Source organism: Serratia sp. FGI94, from assembly GCF_000330865.1.
Taxonomy (GTDB): Bacteria; Pseudomonadota; Gammaproteobacteria; order Enterobacterales; family Enterobacteriaceae; genus Serratia_B; species Serratia_B rubidaea.
Genome location: NC_020064.1, coordinates 2,946,266 through 2,965,526, shown reverse-complemented (window position 1 = coordinate 2,965,526; position 19,261 = coordinate 2,946,266). Strand labels below are relative to the sequence as shown.

General features: G+C 57.3%; 18 protein-coding genes. All 18 read right to left on the bottom strand.

Features of this window, described 5'->3' with window-relative positions; genetic code table 11:
* Window position 1: 1 nt before the first annotated feature.
* Window positions 2-835 carry an RHS repeat-associated core domain-containing protein gene (locus tag D781_RS24175; protein ID WP_071823839.1) on the bottom strand — a complete coding sequence of 278 codons (834 nt, stop codon included), beginning with the start codon at window positions 833-835 and terminating at the stop codon, window positions 2-4.
* Entirely contained in the window at window positions 825-2,564 is a 1,740-nt protein-coding gene (locus tag D781_RS23685; protein ID WP_051032593.1) for an RHS repeat protein, read from the bottom strand. Before D781_RS23685 ends, D781_RS24175 begins: the two co-directional genes overlap by 11 nt.
* Window positions 2,565-2,783: 219 nt before the next feature.
* Window positions 2,784-3,161, bottom strand: a complete 378-nt coding sequence (locus tag D781_RS13455) for a hypothetical protein (RefSeq protein WP_041411816.1) — start codon at window positions 3,159-3,161, stop codon at window positions 2,784-2,786.
* 322 nt (window positions 3,162-3,483) lie between these two features.
* Entirely contained in the window at window positions 3,484-3,765 is a 282-nt protein-coding gene (locus D781_RS22855; protein WP_071823838.1) for a hypothetical protein, read from the bottom strand.
* A gap of 3 nt (window positions 3,766-3,768) precedes the next feature.
* Complete coding sequence (locus D781_RS24285; RefSeq protein WP_080062355.1) at window positions 3,769-4,335, bottom strand: RHS repeat-associated core domain-containing protein; 567 nt, start codon at window positions 4,333-4,335, stop codon at window positions 3,769-3,771.
* Between the two features lie 77 nt (window positions 4,336-4,412).
* Complete coding sequence (locus D781_RS13450; RefSeq protein ID WP_051032591.1) at window positions 4,413-5,159, bottom strand: RHS domain-containing protein; 747 nt, start codon at window positions 5,157-5,159, stop codon at window positions 4,413-4,415.
* A gap of 100 nt (window positions 5,160-5,259) precedes the next feature.
* Window positions 5,260-5,691, bottom strand: coding sequence for a hypothetical protein (locus D781_RS13445; RefSeq protein WP_015672891.1), 432 nt, complete (start codon window positions 5,689-5,691; stop codon window positions 5,260-5,262).
* Between the two features lie 3 nt (window positions 5,692-5,694).
* Complete coding sequence (locus D781_RS24160) at window positions 5,695-7,239, bottom strand: RHS repeat-associated core domain-containing protein (RefSeq protein ID WP_233494140.1); 1,545 nt, start codon at window positions 7,237-7,239, stop codon at window positions 5,695-5,697.
* 253 nt (window positions 7,240-7,492) lie between these two features.
* Window positions 7,493-7,732, bottom strand: a complete 240-nt coding sequence (locus D781_RS24155; protein WP_233494139.1) for an RHS repeat domain-containing protein — start codon at window positions 7,730-7,732, stop codon at window positions 7,493-7,495.
* Entirely contained in the window at window positions 7,653-10,259 is a 2,607-nt protein-coding gene (locus tag D781_RS24150; RefSeq protein ID WP_051032589.1) for a DUF6531 domain-containing protein, read from the bottom strand. Before D781_RS24150 ends, D781_RS24155 begins: the two co-directional genes overlap by 80 nt.
* A gap of 3 nt (window positions 10,260-10,262) precedes the next feature.
* A complete protein-coding gene (locus tag D781_RS13435) occupies window positions 10,263-10,700 on the bottom strand; it encodes a DcrB-related protein (RefSeq protein WP_015672890.1) in 438 nt (145 codons plus the stop codon).
* Window positions 10,697-12,634: a type VI secretion system tip protein TssI/VgrG gene (tssI, locus tag D781_RS13430; RefSeq protein WP_015672889.1), complete on the bottom strand. Its 1,938-nt coding sequence runs from the start codon at window positions 12,632-12,634 to the stop codon at window positions 10,697-10,699. The genes D781_RS13435 and tssI overlap by 4 nt, the downstream gene beginning before the upstream one ends.
* Window positions 12,635-12,924: 290 nt before the next feature.
* Complete coding sequence (locus D781_RS13425; RefSeq protein ID WP_015672888.1) at window positions 12,925-13,257, bottom strand: immunity protein Tsi6 family protein; 333 nt, start codon at window positions 13,255-13,257, stop codon at window positions 12,925-12,927.
* A 98-nt stretch (window positions 13,258-13,355) separates the two neighbouring features.
* Window positions 13,356-13,742, bottom strand: a complete 387-nt coding sequence (locus tag D781_RS22840; RefSeq protein ID WP_071823889.1) for an immunity protein Tsi6 family protein — start codon at window positions 13,740-13,742, stop codon at window positions 13,356-13,358.
* 182 nt (window positions 13,743-13,924) lie between these two features.
* The gene (locus D781_RS13415; RefSeq protein WP_015672886.1) at window positions 13,925-14,191 is read right to left on the bottom strand and encodes a hypothetical protein; all 267 of its coding nucleotides are present in this window, start codon (window positions 14,189-14,191) and stop codon (window positions 13,925-13,927) included.
* 156 nt (window positions 14,192-14,347) lie between these two features.
* The gene (locus tag D781_RS13410; protein WP_015672885.1) at window positions 14,348-15,100 is read right to left on the bottom strand and encodes a hypothetical protein; all 753 of its coding nucleotides are present in this window, start codon (window positions 15,098-15,100) and stop codon (window positions 14,348-14,350) included.
* A gap of 3 nt (window positions 15,101-15,103) precedes the next feature.
* Window positions 15,104-17,689 carry a type VI secretion system tip protein VgrG gene (locus tag D781_RS13405; RefSeq protein ID WP_015672884.1) on the bottom strand — a complete coding sequence of 862 codons (2,586 nt, stop codon included), beginning with the start codon at window positions 17,687-17,689 and terminating at the stop codon, window positions 15,104-15,106.
* A 105-nt stretch (window positions 17,690-17,794) separates the two neighbouring features.
* The gene (locus D781_RS13400) at window positions 17,795-19,228 is read right to left on the bottom strand and encodes a serine/threonine-protein kinase (RefSeq protein ID WP_015672883.1); all 1,434 of its coding nucleotides are present in this window, start codon (window positions 19,226-19,228) and stop codon (window positions 17,795-17,797) included.
* Window positions 19,229-19,261: the final 33 nt, after the last annotated feature.

Sequence of the window (19,261 nt, the reverse complement as noted above, 5' to 3'; positions counted from 1 at the left end):
GCTATATCCTATTGTATGGGATGCCTAATTTATCAAACATGCGATATTGTTGATCTAAAACTTGGTCGATAGTCTCTGTATCAAAACCAACATTTTTAAGATCATTGCGTATGTTATTCAGCTCATCGTTTAAAGAAGACGACCATTTTCCATTTCCTTGCGCAACACGAAGGTCTCGTCTAATATTTTGGGCATTGGAAATTCCTGTATGTGGTAAACCTTTCCCTGTTTCTAACGTTATAGTTGGTGCCAACTTAGGATTGTAACCATACTCCGAAAGATTATTTACGGCCCATTCTTGTTGCAGGCCATGATGCGATTGTAATCTTCCACCATTTGGACCAAAACCCTTAGGCTTAGGCAAAGAATCTTTATGTGTTTTGTTGAAGTGAATATATGGCTTACAACTCAACCCCAACGGATCCACCCAGCTAATCGGATCCGGGGTATAGGCATAGGTATTCACCCCACCCGCCAGCCCTATCGGATCTGACTGGGTAAATCTACCGCAGTTCGGATCGTAGTAGCGGAACAAATTGTAGTGAAGCCCGGTTTCCCTGTCCAGATACTGGCCCTGATAGCGCAGGTTCTGCTGTGTGGCGAGGGTGCCGCTTTCGGCGTCGGTGGCGCCCCAGGCGGAGAAGCGGCCGTGCCAGACGACTTTACCCTGCGCGTCGGTCATGCGCTCCGGCAGGCCGTTGAGCTCGCTGTGGTACCAGTACACCTCGCTGCTGTCGCCGTGACGATCGACGCGGGCCAGCGGCTCGTAGCTGTCTTCCCGGTAGAGATATTGGGTGCTGCGCTGCGGCTGGTCGGGATTGTGTTCACCCACCATCTGCAGGCCGTTCCAGTGGAACAGGGTGGTTTGCGGCTCGCCATGGTGCGGGTAAAGGGTTTTCCGGGTGCGGCGTCCCAGCGCATCGTAACGGTATTCGGCGCGCTGATGGCGGCTGTCGCCGTCGAAGGTGACGGCGGTCAGGCGGTGTTCGGCGTCGTACTGAAAACGCTGCTCGACGCCCGGTGCTGCCGTCGCGGCGCCAGCTGAGGCGGCCGAAGCCGTCATAGCCCCAGCGGTGGCCGTTCAGGCGCTGCAGCAGGTTGCGCCAGACGGTGGTAGCCGGGCCGTCGCTGCGGTTGCCGGCGGAGTCGTAGTAAAAACGCTCCTCGCGCTGCGGCAGAATGCTGTGGGTCAGTTGTCCGCGCGCGTCATAGCCGAAGCGGCGCTGCTGGAACTGCGGCCCGTCGGTGAGGTTGTCGTTCTCAATCAGCCTCTGCTGCACCACCAGGTCCTGACGGTCCCACTGGTAGCGGCGTTCGAACACCAGCGGGTGGCTGCGCTCGCTGCTGGCGCGGCGCAGGGTGATGCGTCCGACGCTGTCGTAGCGGGTCTCCTGGGTAACGGCGCCGAGGGTGCAGGCGACCTCCCGGTGCAGCTTGTCGCGCTGCCAACCGGCGATATCGTGCCGCTGGCCGGCGGCCAGCAGTGCGGTCTGCAGCAGGTGGCCGCTGCCGTAACGCAGCTGGGAGAGGGTGCTGCCGTCGGGCATGTGGGTGGCGCTGAGGTTGCCGAGCGGGTCGTGGCTGTGCTGCCAGAGCCCGCTGTGGTTCTCTTCGGCGCAGAGGTTGCCGGCGGCGTCGCGGCTAAAGCGCAGGGTCTCCGGCCAGTCGGGCTGTTCGCCGCGCGCCTGTGCCTGCTGCCACAGCGCCAGCGGTGCGCGCCGTACTTCCAGCGTGCGCGCCTGGTAGCGGTATTCGGTGCGGCTGTCGGCGGTCTCTTTGGCGCTCAGGCGGCCCAGAGCGTCGTAGCTCAGGCGGGTGTGGAGCGGCTGCGCCGCGTCGCCGTCCTGCGCCAGCGGGTACTCGGTGACGGCGCTGACCTGTCCCTGCACGTTGTAGCGGTACTGCCGGCGGCGGCCGGCGAAATCGCTTTGGGCCAGCAGGCGGTGGCCGGCGTCGTAGTCAAACTGCCAGCGCTCGTTGTTGGGGTTGACCAGCGCGGTGAGGCGGCCGAAGCGGTCGTACTGATAACGGGTCTCGATGCCGGCCGGGTCGACGGCGCAGGTGATTTGGCCGCGCACGTTGCGTTCGACGCGGCGTTCGGAGAAGGCATCGATGTTCTCGCGGCAGGGCAGGCCGGCGCGGTCATAGTCGTAACGGGTTTCCCGGCCGTCGGGGCGCACCAGCGCCTGCAGACGTCCGGCGGCGCTCCAGCGGTAGCGGGTGGTGTTGCCTTCGGCGTCGCAGGTGCGCAGCAGCAGGCCGGCGTCGTCATACTCGCGGCGGCTCTGGTGGCCGGAGCAGTCTTCGTCGCGGGTCAGCTGGCCGAGGGCGTTCCACCAGAAGCGCTGAACGTTGCCGAGCGCGTCGGTGCGGGTCAGCAGGTCGCCCTGGTCGTTCCAGGTAAAGCGGCTGTCGTTGCCGAGCGGGTCGGTCAGCGTCACCACGTCGCCGAACGGGTTGTAGCGGTATTGCCAGCAGGCGCCGTCGGGCAGCACCTCTTTTAACGGCAGTGCCCAGGCGGGGTGCCAGGTGGTCTGGGTGGTGTTGCCGAGCGGATCGCGCACCAGGATCAGGTTGCCGCGCTCGTCATAGCCCAGCTCCCAGCGCTGGTCGTCCGGGGTGATGACGGCGCTGAGGTTCTCCCGCAGCGCGGCCCAGCGGAAGCGCCAGCGGGCGCCGTAGCTGTCGGTATAGTCGGTAATGCGCAGCAGGCTGTCCCAGCGGTGTTCGGTGGTGCCGCCGGACAGGCAGGTGACGCTGGCGCGGCGGGCAGATAATGATTTTTAATCTTTTAGTTTTATGGGGTTGAATATTACTATTTCTTTTTTTTCTTTCTTTACGCCACAAGGTAAGCATCCAGTTTTGAATATATCAAAAATTGATTCAAGAATAGATCCTTTTTTCTCACCTAATAAGTATCTCTGAGTTGATATCATATTGAGGATATATATTGCCTCATCGCTAAATTCTTTTTTGAAGTCATCGTATTTGTTATTTACGGGTAAGCCGGCCTTTTTTCTCAAAAGAAATTCCTTTCTTTTTCTAATGTGTTCCTTTAGTTCGCTTTCCTTAGCCTTTGGTGTGTGGTTCTTTATAGATTCTTGTGATTCTTGATACTTTTTGTTTAATAGGATTTCTGATATTTCTTCGGAAAAAATCACCCCAAATCATATATTCAGTGGGTGGGAATTGACTAAACAACAAAGGCTTGGCTTTATCTTCGTCAAATATCACCTCATGACTAGCTATTTCTTGAGTTGTACCGGAAGGAAACTGACTTTTCGTGGGGAACAAAATAGGTTCCATATAGAAATCGGTTTTTACTGTCACAATTTTATTGTTTGCTTTCCATTTAATAACTGGTTATGTTTCAATGTTAAAACATTCGCTTTTAACAAAGGCGGAAGTTACTAATTCCCATTCGTATTTCCCTCATGGGAATATCCAGCTCTAGTTGGATTTCTTCTATAAGGGAGAGGTAAATCATGGCATTCTCATTACACATTCGCGAAGACGTTTTATTAGCTCAGGTTTTTTAAGGCAATCAATAGGTTTTAGTCCTTCTAATGCAGGGACACTTTGTTCGATCCACCATAGAGATTCTTTTACTCCTCTTTTACCATAAATAACGACAGCCAGGTCAAGGTTTCCGTTCAACCTTTTGGCAATCATACGAGCATTGTCGTCTAAATAATCTTCGGCGTAAAAGTCAGCATACCTTTTCCACTTTTCATCGCCTGCGTAATAAAACTCTAATGAAGACATTATCTAAAATCCCAAAAATGATATTAAATTAGAACCAGTAGGATTTCTTGCTGACGGTGCAAGTATACCATCATAACCTTGTGTTTTCGCCCAATGACCAATTTGATGTGTAATAGTATAGTCATTACTAGTAAGATCGCCTAAGGAAACCCCTAACTTATCTCTTACGTTAGAACGAGTTAAGTCTAGCACATTGTTTAATTGAACTTTTTTACTTATTAAAATTCTACGAGATAGGTCAACATTCCAGTGAGTCACTTCAGATAACGCGGTTTTACGTGAGTTTGCGCCATATACACCACCTAAACCTTCATCAGTATATCTATGAGAAGCCATAATATTCCATTTATGTGTGGTCCAAGTAGTATTTATTCTGTCTGGTTCTTCAAATCTGTAAATTGTTCGATTAACTTTTCTGCCTTTAGGAGGTGTGTGGCACTTTATCAACCCCAACGGATCCACCCAGCTAATCGGATCCGGGGTATACGCATAGGTATTCACCCCACCCGCCAGCCCGATCGGATCTGACTGGGTAAACCTGCCGCAGTTCGGATCGTAGTAGCGGAACAGATTGTAGTGAAGCCCGGAATACTCGCCTCATAAATGAGGCTCGCCCCTTCGGGGCCAGCGCTGAAGCGCTGTTCAAATCAGCCTAAGGCTGATTTGTCCCTGTCCAGATACTGGCCCTGATAGCGCAGGTTCTGCTGTGTGGCGAGAGTGCCGCTTTCGGCGTCGGTGGCGCCCCAGGCGGAGAAGCGGCCGTGCCAGACGACTTTACCCTGCGCGTCGGTCATGCGCTCCGGCAGGCCGTTGAGCTCGCTGTGGTACCAGTACACCTCGCTGCTGTCGCCGTGACGGTCGACGCGTGCCAGCGGCTCGTAGCTGTCCTCGCGGTACAGGTACTGGGTGCTGCGCTGCGGCTGGTCAGGGTCATGTTCACCCACCATCTGCAGGCCGTTCCAGTGGAACAGGGTGGTCTGCGGCTCGCCGTGGTGCGGGTAGAGGGTTTTCCGGGTGCGGCGTCCCAGCGCATCGTAACGGTATTCGGCGCGCTGATGGCGGCTGTCGCCGTCGAAGGTGACGGCGGTCAGGCGGTGTTCGGCGTCGTACTGAAAACGCTGCTCGACGCCGGTGCTGCCGTCGCGACGCCAGCTGAGGCGGCCGAAGCCGTCATAGCCCCAGCGGTGGCCGTTTAGGCGCTGCAGCAGGTTGCGCCAGACGGTGGTCGCCGGGCCGTCGCTGCGGTTGCCGGCGGGGTCGTAGTAAAAACGCTCCTCGCGCTGCGGCAGAATGCTGTGGGTCAGCTGTCCGCGCGCGTCATAGCCGAAGCGGTGCTGGCTGAACTGCGGCCCGTCGGTGAGGTTGTCGTTCTCAATCAGCGCCTGCTGCACCACCAGAATCTGCCGGACCTTTTTCCAATATGCCGGAATTTATGGTGCAGATGGTTGCAAGATAAAGTTTTTATGTGGGGTGTTAAATTAACAAACCTTATTTTTAAATAAGTTTTTCTGCACCTTTACCATCAATTAATAATTTGTATAGTGATTCAGATACAAAAGTCGCATCATTAATATCTAAGTCACCAAAGCCAACAATATAGAGACCAAATCCGTTATTCCCATTTGCGTAAAACAAAGCTTTTCCTCCTTCGTCATCACCAATTGCTAGAGAATGAGGGATGTATTTTTGAAAATCGTATGACTCATTCATTTCTAGGCATCCGCTTACACCCCATATTCTGATATATGAATCACCCAGGACCAATATTTCTGCATCTGAGTGTTTACTTGTAAAATCAAGGTATTCATCTGGAATGACAATGTCGTGGAAAAAATCTTTCATTTTTTTTATTTCTATTTCCGTGGACCCAGGATTGGTTGCATCTAAACTGAAGCTCTTATGCAATTTTGATGTATCTATATTCATTTGCTATATCCTATTGTATGGGATGCCTAATTTATCAAACATGCGATATTGTTGATCTAAAACTTGGTCGATAGTCTCTGTATCAAAACCAACATTTTTAAGATCATTGCGTATGTTATTCAGCTCATCGTTTAAAGAAGACGACCATTTTCCATTTCCTTGCGCAACACGAAGGTCTCGTCTAATATTTTGGGCATTGGAAATTCCTGTATGTGGTAAACCTTTCCCTGTTTCTAACGTTATAGTTGGTGCCAACTTAGGATTGTAACCATACTCCGAAAGATTATTTACGGCCCATTCTTGTTGCAGGCCATGATGCGATTGTAATCTTCCACCATTTGGACCAAAACCCTTAGGCTTAGGCAAAGAATCTTTATGTGTTTTGTTGAAGTGAATATATGGCTTACAACTCAACCCCAACGGATCCACCCAGCTAATCGGATCCGGGGTATAGGCATAGGTATTCACCCCACCCGCCAGCCCTATCGGATCTGACTGGGTAAATCTACCGCAGTTCGGATCGTAGTAGCGGAACAAATTGTAGTGAAGCCCGGTTTCCCTGTCCAGATACTGGCCCTGATAGCGCAGGTTCTGCTGTGTGGCGAGGGTGCCGCTTTCGGCGTCGGTGGCGCCCCAGGCGGAGAAGCGGCCGTGCCAGACGACTTTACCCTGCGCGTCGGTCATGCGCTCCGGCAGGCCGTTGAGCTCGCTGTGGTACCAGTACACCTCGCTGCTGTCGCCGTGACGATCGACGCGGGCCAGCGGCTCGTAGCTGTCTTCCCGGTAGAGATATTGGGTGCTGCGCTGCGGCTGGTCGGGATTGTGTTCACCCACCATCTGCAGGCCGTTCCAGTGGAACAGGGTGGTTTGCGGCTCGCCATGGTGCGGGTAAAGGGTTTTCCGGGTGCGGCGTCCCAGCGCATCGTAACGGTATTCGGCGCGCTGATGGCGGCTGTCGCCGTCGAAGGTGACGGCGGTCAGGCGGTGTTCGGCGTCGTACTGAAAACGCTGCTCGACGCCGGTGCTGCCGTCGCGGCGCCAGCTGAGGCGGCCGAAGCCGTCATAGCCCCAGCGGTGGCCGTTCAGGCGCTGCAGCAGGTTGCGCCAGACGGTGGTAGCCGGGCCGTCGCTGCGGTTGCCGGCGGAGTCGTAGTAAAAACGCTCCTCGCGCTGCGGCAGAATGCTGTGGGTCAGTTGTCCGCGAGCGTCATAGCCGAAGCGGCGCTGCTGGAACTGCGGCCCGTCGGTGAGGTTGTCGTTCTCAATCAGCCTCTGCTGCACCACCAGGTCCTGACGGTCCCACTGGTAGCGGCGTTCGAACACCAGCGGGTGGCTGCGCTCGCTGCTGGCGCGGCGCAGGGTGATGCGTCCGACGCTGTCGTAGCGGGTCTCCTGGGTAACGGCGCCGAGGGTGCAGGCGACCTCCCGGTGCAGCTTGTCGCGCTGCCAGCCGGCGATATCGTGCCGCTGACCGGCGGCCAGCAGTGCGGTCTGCAGCAGGTGGCCGCTGCCGTAACGCAGCTGGGAGAGGGTGCTGCCGTCGGGCATGTGGGTGGCGCTGAGGTTGCCGAGCGGGTCGTGGCTGTGCTGCCAGAGCCCGCTGTGGTTCTCTTCGGCGCAGAGGTTGCCGGCGGCGTCGCGGCTAAAGCGCAGGGTCTCCGGCCAGTCGGGCTGTTCGCCGCGCGCCTGTGCCTGCTGCCACAGCGCCAGCGGTGCGCGCCGTACTTCCAGCGTGCGCGCCTGGTAGCGGTATTCGGTGCGGCTGTCGGCGGTCTCTTTGGCGCTCAGGCGGCCCAGAGCGTCATAGCTCAGGCGGGTGTGGAGCGGCTGCGCCGCGTCGCCGTCCTGCGCCAGCGGGTACTCGGTGACGGCGCTGACCTGTCCCTGCACGTTGTAGCGGTACTGCCGGCGGCGCGGCGGCGAAATCGCTTTGGGCCAGCAGGCGGTGGCCGGCGTCGTAGTCAAACTGCCAGCGCTCGTTGTTGGGGTTGACCAGCGCGGTGAGGCGGCCGAAGCGGTCGTACTGATAACGGGTCTCGATGCCGGCCGGTCGACACGGCGCAGGTGATTTGGCCGCGCACGTTGCGTTCGACGCGGCGTTCGGAGAAGGCATCGATGTTCTCGCGGCAGGGCAGGCCGGCCGGGTCATAGTCGTAACGGGTTTCCCGGCCGTCGGGGCGCACCAGCGCCTGCAGACGTCCGGCGGCGCTCCAGCGGTAGCGGGTGGTGTTGCCTTCGGCGTCGCAGGTGCGCAGCAGCAGGCCGGCGTCGTCATACTCGCGGCGGCTCTGGTGGCCGGAGCAGTCTTCGTCGCGGGTCAGCTGGCCGAGGGCGTTCCACCAGAAGCGCTGAACGTTGCCGAGCGCGTCGGTGCGGGTCAGCAGGTCGCCCTGGTCGTTCCAGGTAAAGCGGCTGTCGTTGCCGAGCGGGTCGGTCAGCGTCACCACGTCGCCGAACGGGTTGTAGCGGTATTGCCAGCAGGCGCCGTCGGGCAGCACCTCTTTTAACGGCAGCGCCCAGGCGGGGTGCCAGGTGGTCTGGGTGGTGTTGCCGAGCGGATCGCGCACCAGGATCAGGTTGCCGCGCTCGTCATAGCCCAGCTCCCAGCGCTGGTCGTCCGGGGTGATAACGGCGCTGAGGTTCTCCCGCAGCGCGGCCCAGCGGAAGCGCCAGCGGGCGCCGTAGCTGTCGGTATAGTCGGTAATGCGCAGCAGGCTGTCCCAGCGGTGTTCGGTGGTGCCGCCGGACAGGCAGGTGACGCTGGCGCGGCGGGCGGCTTCGTCCGCCTCCAGCAGCCAGTGCTCCAGACACTGCTGCTGCGCGTCCAGCACCTGATACTCGCTGACGCGCCAGTGGTCGCCGTCCGCGGCGCGCTGCCAGCGGTAGCTGACGCGCAGATCGGTGGCGTAGCTGTGCCAGGCCAGCAGGCCGCTGGCGTCGTCCCAGCCGTAGCGGCGGGTGACGATGGCGTCGGCGTCGCGCACCGCAATTAGCTGCCCCTGCGGGCTGTAGTCATACTGCACCAGCAGGCGTTTTTCCTGTTCGAGGCGCTGATGCACCGCGGTCAGACGGCCGTGGCGCGTGTCGTAGCTGAGCTCGACGTCCAGCGCCTGGTTGTCGCTGGAGATGGTGACCAGCTGTCCGGCGCTGTTCCAGGCGTAGTGGTGGCAGTTCTCGTGGCGGTCGTAGATGCGCGCGATGCGCCATTCGCCGACGCGGGCCGGATCCGGCTCATACAGCTGGTGCTCGCCCTCGGCGGTCTGCAGCAGCATCACGCCCTGCAGCGAGCAGTAGAGGGTGAAGCCGTCTTCGGTAAAGCGGATAACGTCGCCGGGGGTGACGTTGCCGAGGCCGGTCTCGCGGCCGGAGGCGTCGCGCAGGATAAACTGCGGCTGGCCGTTGCCGTCCAGCGTGCGCAGCAGGCGCGTTTCAAACGGCAGCATCCAGCCGACGCCAAGCATGCCGGCGGCGCGGTTGCGGCTGTTGTACAGCCGCTGCCAGTAGAGCGGGATGCGGTCGGGGAGGGTGAAGTCAAGCTCCTCCTCGCCGGCAAGAATTTTGGCGCCGGTGGGAATATGCACCGGGTGGCCGGTCTGGGTGGCGGCCACCAGCGTTGCGCCCACGGCGGCACCGGCGGCGTTGCCCGCCAGATCGGCGGCGGCCACGGCGGCCAGCGCGCAGCCGGCGTCCTTCAGCGCCTGGCGGGGCATCACGCGGCGGAACAGCGACTGGCCGAGTTTCATGCCCTGCTTGCCCAAAGCCCCGACCAGGCCACCGGCAAAGTAGGCCAGCGCATTTTTGCCGCTGCGGATATCGCGCACCACGATGCCGTCGCCGCCGATGCGTACGCGCGGGTTGTCCGCCACGTCGATCTTGGCTTCACAGGTGCTGCGGTCGCCGTTGCGCGCGGCGGGGTGGCCGTTGATCAGCACCTTCTTCGAACCTTCGGCCAGGAAGTTGACGTTTTCCGCCATATGGCCCTTGGTGCAGGCGACGGTGTCCTTACTGGCCGGGGTGGCGTACGGGCTGGCGCTCTCAACGGTGGGCTGGGTGATATCGTCCCAGACGTCGCCGAGCCAGTTTTTGACCGATTCGCCGTCGATGCTGGCGACCTTGTCGATCAGCGGGCCGGGATGCATCACGCTGGAGATGATGCCGCCGGCTACCGCCAGAGCGCTGTCGATAAGATCCGGGCCTTCTTCAGCGCCAACGTCGGGGCTGTTGAGAAAATCGTGGTCGACGGTGCCGGCGGCGCGGGCCGCCGGCTTGCCTTTCATATGGACGTTGTCGGAGCCGCTGGTGATAAAGGCGTCGGGCGGGCCGGTGCCGATCAGCGTATCCACCAGCGCGCCGGCGGCGGTGCCGATTTTCTCCGGAATGCCGGAAACCATGGCGCCGGCGACCAGGGCGATGCCGACCGGTGCGCCGAGTCCGGAGGAGATCAGCGCGGTGGCGCCGGCGTAGATGCCGGCATAGATGGCGCCCTCCACCAGGCCGCTGACAAAGTCGGCCAGCAGCGAGCTGTGCACCAGCGGGTCGCCGAGACGCGCGGCGGTTAAATCAGACATCGCTTACGCCTCCGCTGCGTTGCCGGCCGGAATAAATCCCTGGCGGATCTGTTCCCAGGTGGCCTGCGCGTCGGCGGCAAAGCCGGCGCTGGTGCTGAAGGTCAGCACCAGCAGGTGGCTTTCCAGGCGCACCACCAGCAGTTGCTGTTCGATGGCGATGCCCTGGTTTTCAAAGCGCACGCTGACCGCCCGTGCCGGCAGCGGGCCGAAGCTGCTGTCCTCCACGGCGCGGGCGCTGAATTTCTTCATATCGCGTTTGACCTTGGCCAGCTGCTGCTGCAGGTAGGCTTCCTCCTGGCCCGGTTTGACGTCATAGGCGCGGGTGACCACCAGCGTGGCGCGCGCCTGCGGCAGTTTGAGGATGGTCACGCTGGTGTCCTGCACCGCCTCCGGCAGCGTCAGGGTGCCTTCGGACAGGGCATAGCGGGTTTGCTGCGTCATGCGTTGCCCTCCGAGGAGCCTTTGAACACTTTAGCGACTTCCTGCGTGATCTCCGCCGGGGTCGGCTTCGGCGTTGCGCCTTTGGCCGGTTTCTTGACGTTGAGATCCAGCGTGCCGCCGGTGTTGATTTCGCCCTGCGCGCTGGCGTTGATTTCAAACTGGGTGCACTGAATCGAGACGGTGCCGTTCGGGTTGAGCGTCAGCTTGCTGTCGCCGCTCACCAGCGTGATGCCCTCGCCGGAGCTGAGCATGATTTGCTGCTGCGTCTTCATCGCATAGTCGCCGCCCACCAGCTCGCTGCGGTTGTACTGGGTTGACTGGCGGTATTCGCCGTTAACCTGGCTTTCGTGGTTTTTGGTGACGATAAAGTTGTGATGGCCGCCAACGGAGTGGCTCTCATCATTTTTGACGTTGGTGTCCATATTGCGCTCGGCCTGGATCCACACCTGCTCGGAGCCGGCCTTGTCCTCGAAGCGCAGGGCGTTGGCGTTGTCCGGCGTGCCGTCCTTGGAACGGCTCATAAAGCCCATCTGGGTGGCGGCGGCCGGCAGCGCCCATGGCGGCATGCTGGCTTCGTTATACACGCGGCCGATGACGATCGGCCGGTCCGGATCGCCGTTGATAAAGTCGATCACCACCTCGTCGTTGACGCGCGGGATCTGCACGCCGCCGAAGCCCTGGCCGGCCCAGGCGCTGGAGACGCGCACCCAGCAGGAGCTGGTGTCGTCGCCCTTGGCCAGCCGGTCCCAGTGGAACTTCACCTTGATGCGGCCGTATTTGTCGGTCCAGATCGACTCGCCCTGCGGGCCGACCACGCGGGCGGTCTGCGGGCCGTGGGTTTTCGGCCAGGAGGTGCTCTGCGCCGGGCGGAAAGGCACGTTGGCCGGGATGACGGTGAACTCGATGCGGTGCACGCTGCCCTGCGTATCGCCGCTGGCGTAGCTGTTTTCGCGCAGGGTATAGCGGGCGGAGAGCGTCAGGTATTCGCCGTTATCGGACATATAGGGCGCTTTAGCCAGCGTAAAGGTGCAGCCGGGCGCGATGCCCAGCGCGGTGGCGGTACCGGTAAACTGCTGATGTTCGGCCTGCCAGGACTCCTGCCGCACGCGGGCGTAGAACTCGCCCTGCTGATGCTCGGTGTAGCGGCCGGGCCAGTCATAGACGTCAATCTGGCCGGGGGCCGGCGAAACCGGGTTCTGCCGCGCCTGGAACAGCCAGGCGTTGGGTTTGCGGAAGTCGTAATCGTCGACGCTGTAGATGCCGGGGGTCACCCGATCGGCCAGTGTCCACTGGCTGATGCCTTCTTCACTGGTAGTGCCGCCGGACGGCGTGACGTGGTAGGGAATGATCTCATAACCGGGGAACGGCCGGTGATGGTGCGGGTTATCCGCCAGCACCATGGTGTGTTTGTCCTGCTCGTGCTTGAAGTAGTAGTAAATGCCTTCCAGCTCCATCAGGCGGCTGATGAAGTTAAAGGTGGATTCACCGTACTGTACGCAGTAGCCCCACTGGCGATAGTCGCCGGTCAGCTGGTCTTCCAGCTGAATGTTCTGTTCGGCCAGCAGGGCCTTGACGATTTGCGGGACGGTCTGCTCCTGGAAGATGCGGAAGTTGCGATCCTTGAGCATCGGCCACAGGTCGGGCTGTACGCGCAGGGTATACACCGAATAACGGGTGCCGCTGATCTCTTCGCTGCTGACGGCGATGGCGGTGATTTTGCCGTTGAGATAGCGGGGCGGGCGCAGCAGTCCCGGGATGGGGATCTCCAGGGTCAGCGGCTGGCCGAGCAGCGCCTTGCGGTCCAGGCGGGCGTCGGTGCTGAGCAGTTCGATGCGGAAATCAAACGGCGTGGACAGGGCTTCGGTGCCCTCCAGCGAGCGAAACAGCAGTTGTTCAGGGCCAAGCGGCGTATAAGCTGTGATGCGGTCTAACATAGAAACATCCTTGGTGAGTGACACTCCTCGTTACGGCGTAAGCCTTGGAGCGGGGCAGTGATGTCAATCGCGTAGAGATAAAACGGTGCCGTCTGACGGCGCCGGAATTGGGGGATTGAGTTAACTCTGTTAGTATTTCAAGTTCAATATCATTTGTCTGTTCAAGATGATTTGGTAGCATGCGTTGCAAGTTACGCGATGCTCTGATGGAGGTGTTAATATTCGCGCAGCAGGGTAGGCCTGTGCAGCTTTCACAATAATAAAAGTTAGAAAATTAACTTTCAATCATATTACTTTTTGTATCTTTTTTGTCGCTTTATATACTCAGGATTCTCTTCGTGAGGAAGTATTACTTTAAGACCCGAAGCCATTTGGGATGCGATGTAATTTACATTGGATAAGTGTTGGGATAGTTCAGGGTCTGTGGTCTCGAATTCTTTAGAAGCGTAACTTCCTAAAGCGAGGCTATGAAGTTCACTCTTATCCTTCTCTTTACCTTCCAATATTGCCTTTATATATTCAATTTGGTTTTGGGAGGATATGTATAAAGGGAAGTTAGGCAGTTTTTTTTGCCTTTCCTTTACTGCGGCTAGCGCTGCATTTATATAATCAATGGCGGTCATAGACACTATACTATCAATCTTAATGATTCTATTGGGTTAGTCTTCGAAATTATTAGGGAATTATAACCGAAGTGCCCGCTGTTTTCGTGATAATCAGTTTAGTCTTCAAAATCGTCGGGGTAAGTAGCTTTAAGCTGTTCTTGTTTTACAATGAAATCAGGGTCTACCTGATGAGGGAGTTTCACTTTAAGTCCTTTTCTAATTTGAGATGCGATATAGAAGGCATCTCCCAGTCTATCTTCAAAAATAGGATCTGTTGCTTCAAACTCCTTGGTTGCATACATGCCAAAAGTCAATTCCCAAAGTTTAGCTTTGTTCTTTTCTTCACCGATGATAACCTGACGGAGGTAGGTGAGTTGTTGAACAATGGAATTGTACATAGGTTTGAGATCTTCACCCCCTTTCACCTGTGAGATGTGCAGGTGCCGTTTTTTAGCTAAACGAAGTGCCCGATCTATATAGTCTAAAGCGGTGTTGTTATTCACTCTATTGTACTCTATGTGTTTATTCTTTATTGGGCTGTTGTATGCAACCACCTTCGACGTTGAATATTCGGTAAATGGGCTTGCACCGATATAAATAGTGCCGTTTAATGATCTCGGTATTGACCTTGATTAACCGGCATCGGTCGGAGCACCCAGAGTTATCATCGATAATTACATGAGTTTCACGCTTGGATTACTCTTATTTCCTCTGGTGCTATCTCTTTGTCATTATAATTAAATGGATCGCTTCTTATTTTATTTGCCAACTCAATCAAAGTGCTGTGATTTATTTCTGAAGAGTCTATTTCATTTGCCAGGTAATAGTATCGACCAACATCTATCTTGTAAACTCCTTCGGAGAACATGACTTTTATAATATAATCGCCGGCATCACTTTTGTAAAAGGTGAAATCCCAAGGGCTAGAGTCTATTTTTTCCACGCTAATCATAGTTTCTTTCCTGCAATGATGTCAATGACTTCGTAATCTCTACCTTTGATCATGCCTTTAGTATTTATTATGGCTTCACAGTGCTCAGCAGTTTGACGCGGAAATCAAACGGTGTGGGCAGGGGGCTAACTCTATTCTCGTCATCTACGAGATTTGCTATTTCACCCACGTTCCTTTTTGATTCATTAATATCTTACCATTTTTTATGACTGTCAGGGTGTTATCAACTTTACTGAGCATGTAAGTTATCGATGCGTTTTTAAATTCATAACTAATGATTGGGCATGGGGTTGTATTGCAATCAGTTCGTGTCACTTTTCCCTGTAAAGTTAAAGTGGCGCCATCTTTTTTACGCTCTCCATGGTAAGTTGCATCGTTACAGTCGCCTTTCTTGGCACAAATAGTCGTGAGCTTGATAGAGAATGACTGAGTATCAAAATATTCTTTTTCAGTCCTCATCTTATTTATTTCGTTGCCTGCGGCAAAATGCATGTCTTTGAAGCGTGCAGCCCAATGCTGGATGTCATTATTAATGTGAGCATCTTTATCAGATGATTTGTAATTTATAATATCAGAATCAGGTACAACCCAGGCAGCATAAATTCTTCCATCGGGATTGATGACCAGAGCAGAGGCATTTTCTAGGTAAAGATCTTTCAGCCAACCTTCAACAAATAATCCACCACCCGAGGTTGAATGAGGTTCACCGAACACATCAAAGTTATTGATGTAATTTTCATAGTCTTGACCCAGTATACTTTTGAGGTTGTCAGTGACCGCTTTATCGTTAATAATCTCGCTTACTGTGTTAATTCTGTTATACCGTAACAAATCTGCCGCTAATGTGGATCCAATGGAGCAAAGCAAAGAAGCAACAACTAATGTAGGTAATAAGATTTTTTTTAACATAAATCACTCGTTTGATAATTTTAAAAATTCTTCTGCTTCCCGGGCATACCGTTTTTGAAGGCCATTCCCATAACGAGCCCACCAGTTGTACTGTTTACCACCCTGTGTCGTGATGGTATTCCCATATATTGCTCTATCGTATGCTACCCTAGCTTTAAGTAAATTATCCTGAAAGTCTTTCGACGACATGCTTTTAATTTTGGATATTGCCTCTGGTGTTAAGGTATCAGCCTTAACTATTCGTCCGGATTCCATGGAGTTCAGGATCGCTTGTGCGCCAGATGAGCCACGCATATGTGCCAATGAGGTTATTGCCCCTTGTTTTCCAGGATCGGTAAAGTTCAATGCCCCCGCAGATTTTGCCGATGCGCTCATTGCTTTGGATACTTCCTCAAACTCTTCTGCGCTACCTTGACCATATTGGTTACGGGCAGCAAGGATCTTGTCATAGGCATTGCCATTTCCTTTTCTGAATCCGTATAACTCATGCCGTCCACCTTGTTCACCAGTGCTCCCTTCAGAGGCCATGACCGATTTAACAACCCGATTATCAATCCTGCCGGGTTTTGTTATCGACTGGGTATTTTGCGTGATAGATGCCGGTGCCGTTACCGTCACCCGAGGGGCGGCGTTAACCGGCTTTCCCTGCGCAACACTCTTCTTCTCGTTCGGAAACAGCTGATCGACGGCACTCTGGATCTCAGCCTGATGGCCGCTACCCGGTGCTACGGCGCGCGCGGCACCTCCGGACTGGTTGAGATTCAGCTGACCGCCGGTATTGATCTCTCCATCTCCTTTCACCGTGAGGTTGAAGCTGGTGCCGGTGATATTGATTTGGCCGTTCGCCAGCAGCTCGATCACACTTTCGCCACACTCTAGGCGCAGCGATTTGCCGGAGCCTAGGGTAAAGGCGTTAACCACGGCGTCGCTGCGTGTTTTGCCGGTCAGTGCGGAGGCATCACCTTTGACGCCGGAGGTCTGATTGAGCACCACCCGTTTGAACTGGTTGCCGCCCACCAGATGGGCGTGGTCGTTATCGATGGTATGGCTCTCATCATTCTTGACGTTGGTGTCCATATTGCGCTCGGCCTGGATCCACACCTGCTCGGAGCCGGCCTTGTCCTCGAAGCGCAGGGCGTTGGCGTTGTCCGGCGTGCCGTCCTTGGAACGGCTCATAAAGCCCATCTGGGTGGCGGCGGCCGGCAGCGCCCATGGCGGCATGCTGGCTTCGTTATACACGCGGCCGATGACGATCGGCCGGTCCGGATCGCCGTTGATAAAGTCGATCACCACCTCGTCGTTGACGCGCGGGATCTGCACGCCGCCGAAGCCCTGGCCGGCCCAGGCGCTGGAGACGCGCACCCAGCAGGAGCTGGTGTCGTCGCCCTTGGCCAGTCGGTCCCAGTGGAACTTCACCTTGATGCGGCCGTATTTGTCGGTCCAGATCGACTCGCCCTGCGGGCCGACCACGCGGGCGGTCTGCGGGCCGTGGGTTTTCGGCCAGGAGGTGCTCTGCGCCGGGCGGAAAGGCACGTTGGCCGGGATGACGGTGAACTCGATGCGGTGCACGCTGCCCTGCGTATCGCCGCTGGCGTAGCTGTTTTCGCGCAGGGTATAGCGGGCGGAGAGCGTCAGGTATTCGCCGTTATCGGACATATAGGGCGCTTTAGCCAGCGTAAAGGTGCAGCCGGGCGCGATGCCCAGCGCGGTGGCGGTACCGGTAAACTGCTGATGTTCGGCCTGCCAGGACTCCTGCCGCACGCGGGCGTAGAACTCGCCCTGCTGATGCTCGGTGTAGCGGCCGGGCCAGTCATAGACGTCAATCTGGCCGGGGGCCGGCGAAACCGGGTTCTGCCGCGCCTGGAACAGCCAGGCGTTGGGTTTGCGGAAGTCGTAGTCGTCGACGCTGTAGATGCCGGGGGTCACCCGATCGGCCAGCGTCCACTGGCTGATGCCTTCCTCATTGGTGACGCCGCCGGACGGCGTGACGTGGTACGGGATGGTCTCATAGCCGGGGAACGGCCGATGATGGTGCGGGTTATCCGCCAGCACCATGGTGTGTTTGTCCTGCTCGTGCTTGAAGTAGTAGTAAATGCCTTCCAGCTCCATCAGGCGGCTGATGAAGTTAAAGATGGATTCACCGTACTGCACGCAGTAACCCCACTGGCGATAGGCGCCGGTCAGTTGGTCTTCCAGCTGAATGTTCTGTTCGGCCAGCAGGGCCTTGACGATTTGCGGGACGGTCTGCTCCTGGAAGATGCGGAAGTTGCGATCCTTGAGCATCGGCCACAGGTCGGGCTGTACGCGCAGGGTATACACCGAATAGCGGGTGCCGCTGATCTCTTCGCTGCTGACGGCGATGGCGGTGATCTTGCCGTTGAGATAGCGGGGCGGGCGCAGCAGGCCCGGGATTGGGATCTCCAGGGTCAGCGGTTGGCCGAGCAGCGCCTTGCGGTCCAGGCGGGCGTCGGTGCTGAGCAGTTCGATGCGGAAATCAAACGGCGCAGACAGGGCTTCGGTGCCCTCCAGCGAGCGAAACAGCAGTTGTTCAGGGCCAAGTGGCGTATAGGCTGTAATGCGGTCTAACATAGCAACATCCTTGTTGAGAGACACTCCTCGTTGAACCGGGGCAGTGATGTCAATCGCGTAGAGATAAAACGACGCCGTCAGACGGCGCCGGAATAGGGGGATTGATTAACCGGCGTCGGCCGGCGTTACCAGCCAGGTGCCGGCATGTTTGATCGTCAGCTGCTGGCGGCGCAGCTGGTCGTCGTTACGACGGATTTCCAGCTGATAGGTGCCCGGCGCCAGATCCAGGCTGGCGAAGCCGTTGGTGCTTGGCTGCAGCGTCTGGACCTTGCCGTCCAGCGTCACTTTTTCACCCGGACGCAGCGGGAAGTAAACCATCGCCACCGGCGCAGGCGGCGGCGCGGCTTCCTGTGCGGCGCTGTCCACCTGCGGGGCGCTCTGCTGCGGCGACAGCGTTTTATCGGCCGGCGCGCCGCTGTCCGCCACGGCGCTCGGAGCGTCGTCCGAGGAGCTGCTGAGCCAGGAGATGGCGCCGATCACCAGCAGCGCGGCGACGCCCGCGCCGATCATCATCGGGCGGGAGAATTTCATGCTGCGGGCGGTCACACTGCCGGCGGCCGCCGCGCTGGCCGCCGGGTTGTTGGCGACCAGCAGGTTTTCCGGCGCTGCGGCCGGCGTGCTGATGATTTCGGCCTCGTCGGCCACCGGCAGGTGCAGCAGCGCGGCCATCTCATCGATGGTTTGCGGCCGCTCTTCCGGCTTCAGCGCCAGCGTCTGGTCGATGACGCGCAGCAGCTCCAGCGAGTAGCCCGCTGGGCGGCGTTCGCTCAGCGGCTGGTAGGTGTCTTCAATGCTGCGCACCACGCTGACCGGCGGCGGGTTGCCGACGATCAGGGTATGCAGCACCGCGCCGAGCGCATAGATATCCGTCCACGGCCCCTGTTCACCGTCGCTGTTTTCGGTGTATTGCTCAATGGGGGCAAAGCCCGGCTTCAGCATGATTTCCGTTTCGTCGGACAGGTTGCCGATCTCTTTACGCGCCGAGCCGAAGTCCAGCAGCACCGGCAGCTGGTTCTCCTGGATCTGGATGTTATCCAGCGAGATGTCGCGGTGCAGGTAGCCTTCCTGATGGATGGTGTCGATCGCGCTGAACAGCGGCGGCAGCAGCCGGCGGATCCACGCTTCGTCAATCATCGCCGGCTGTTGCAGGCGGAAGTTTTTCAGCGTGGTGCCGCTGTAGAACTGGGTGCCCATGTAGGCCGTGCCGTTCTCTTCCCAGAAGCGCAGCACGTGCAGCAGCCCCGGATGAGAGAAACGGGCCAGCAGTCGCGCCTCCTGGATAAAGCTGTTCAGGCCGGCCTGGAAGGTTTTGCTGAAACGTTCACCGCGCAGGCTGAGGGTCAGATCGTCATTGCGTTTGGCCAACTGGGTCGGCATGTACTCTTTAATGGCGATGGTGCGTTCAAGCTGGTGGTCGTAGGCGCGATAGACGATGCCGAAGCCGCCTTCGCCGATCACTTCCTTGATCTCGAACTCGTTGAACCGATAGCCGAGCGGCAGACTGTTTGAGTTCGGTTTTTTGATCCCGTTTCCGGACATAATGACTACTCTCTGTGATCAACTGGCCGCCGC

Coding starts and splice junctions, on each gene's coding strand:
- D781_RS13410 (WP_015672885.1), bottom strand. CDS start 15,100: ATGTTAAAAAAAATCTTATTACCTACATTAGTTGTTGCTTCTTTGCTT.
- D781_RS22855 (WP_071823838.1), bottom strand. CDS start 3,765: ATGTCTTCATTAGAGTTTTATTACGCAGGCGATGAAAAGTGGAAAAGG.
- D781_RS24175 (WP_071823839.1), bottom strand. CDS start 835: ATGGTGGGTGAACACAATCCCGACCAGCCGCAGCGCAGCACCCAATAT.
- D781_RS13435 (WP_015672890.1), bottom strand. CDS start 10,700: ATGACGCAGCAAACCCGCTATGCCCTGTCCGAAGGCACCCTGACGCTG.
- D781_RS13405 (WP_015672884.1), bottom strand. CDS start 17,689: ATGTTAGACCGCATTACAGCCTATACGCCACTTGGCCCTGAACAACTG.
- D781_RS13445 (WP_015672891.1), bottom strand. CDS start 5,691: ATGAATATAGATACATCAAAATTGCATAAGAGCTTCAGTTTAGATGCA.
- D781_RS24150 (WP_051032589.1), bottom strand. CDS start 10,259: ATGTCTGATTTAACCGCCGCGCGTCTCGGCGACCCGCTGGTGCACAGC.
- D781_RS24160 (WP_233494140.1), bottom strand. CDS start 7,239: ATGCCCGACGGCAGCACCCTCTCCCAGCTGCGTTACGGCAGCGGCCAC.
- D781_RS13400 (WP_015672883.1), bottom strand. CDS start 19,228: ATGTCCGGAAACGGGATCAAAAAACCGAACTCAAACAGTCTGCCGCTC.
- D781_RS13415 (WP_015672886.1), bottom strand. CDS start 14,191: ATGATTAGCGTGGAAAAAATAGACTCTAGCCCTTGGGATTTCACCTTT.
- D781_RS13425 (WP_015672888.1), bottom strand. CDS start 13,257: ATGACCGCCATTGATTATATAAATGCAGCGCTAGCCGCAGTAAAGGAA.
- tssI (WP_015672889.1), bottom strand. CDS start 12,634: ATGTTAGACCGCATCACAGCTTATACGCCGCTTGGCCCTGAACAACTG.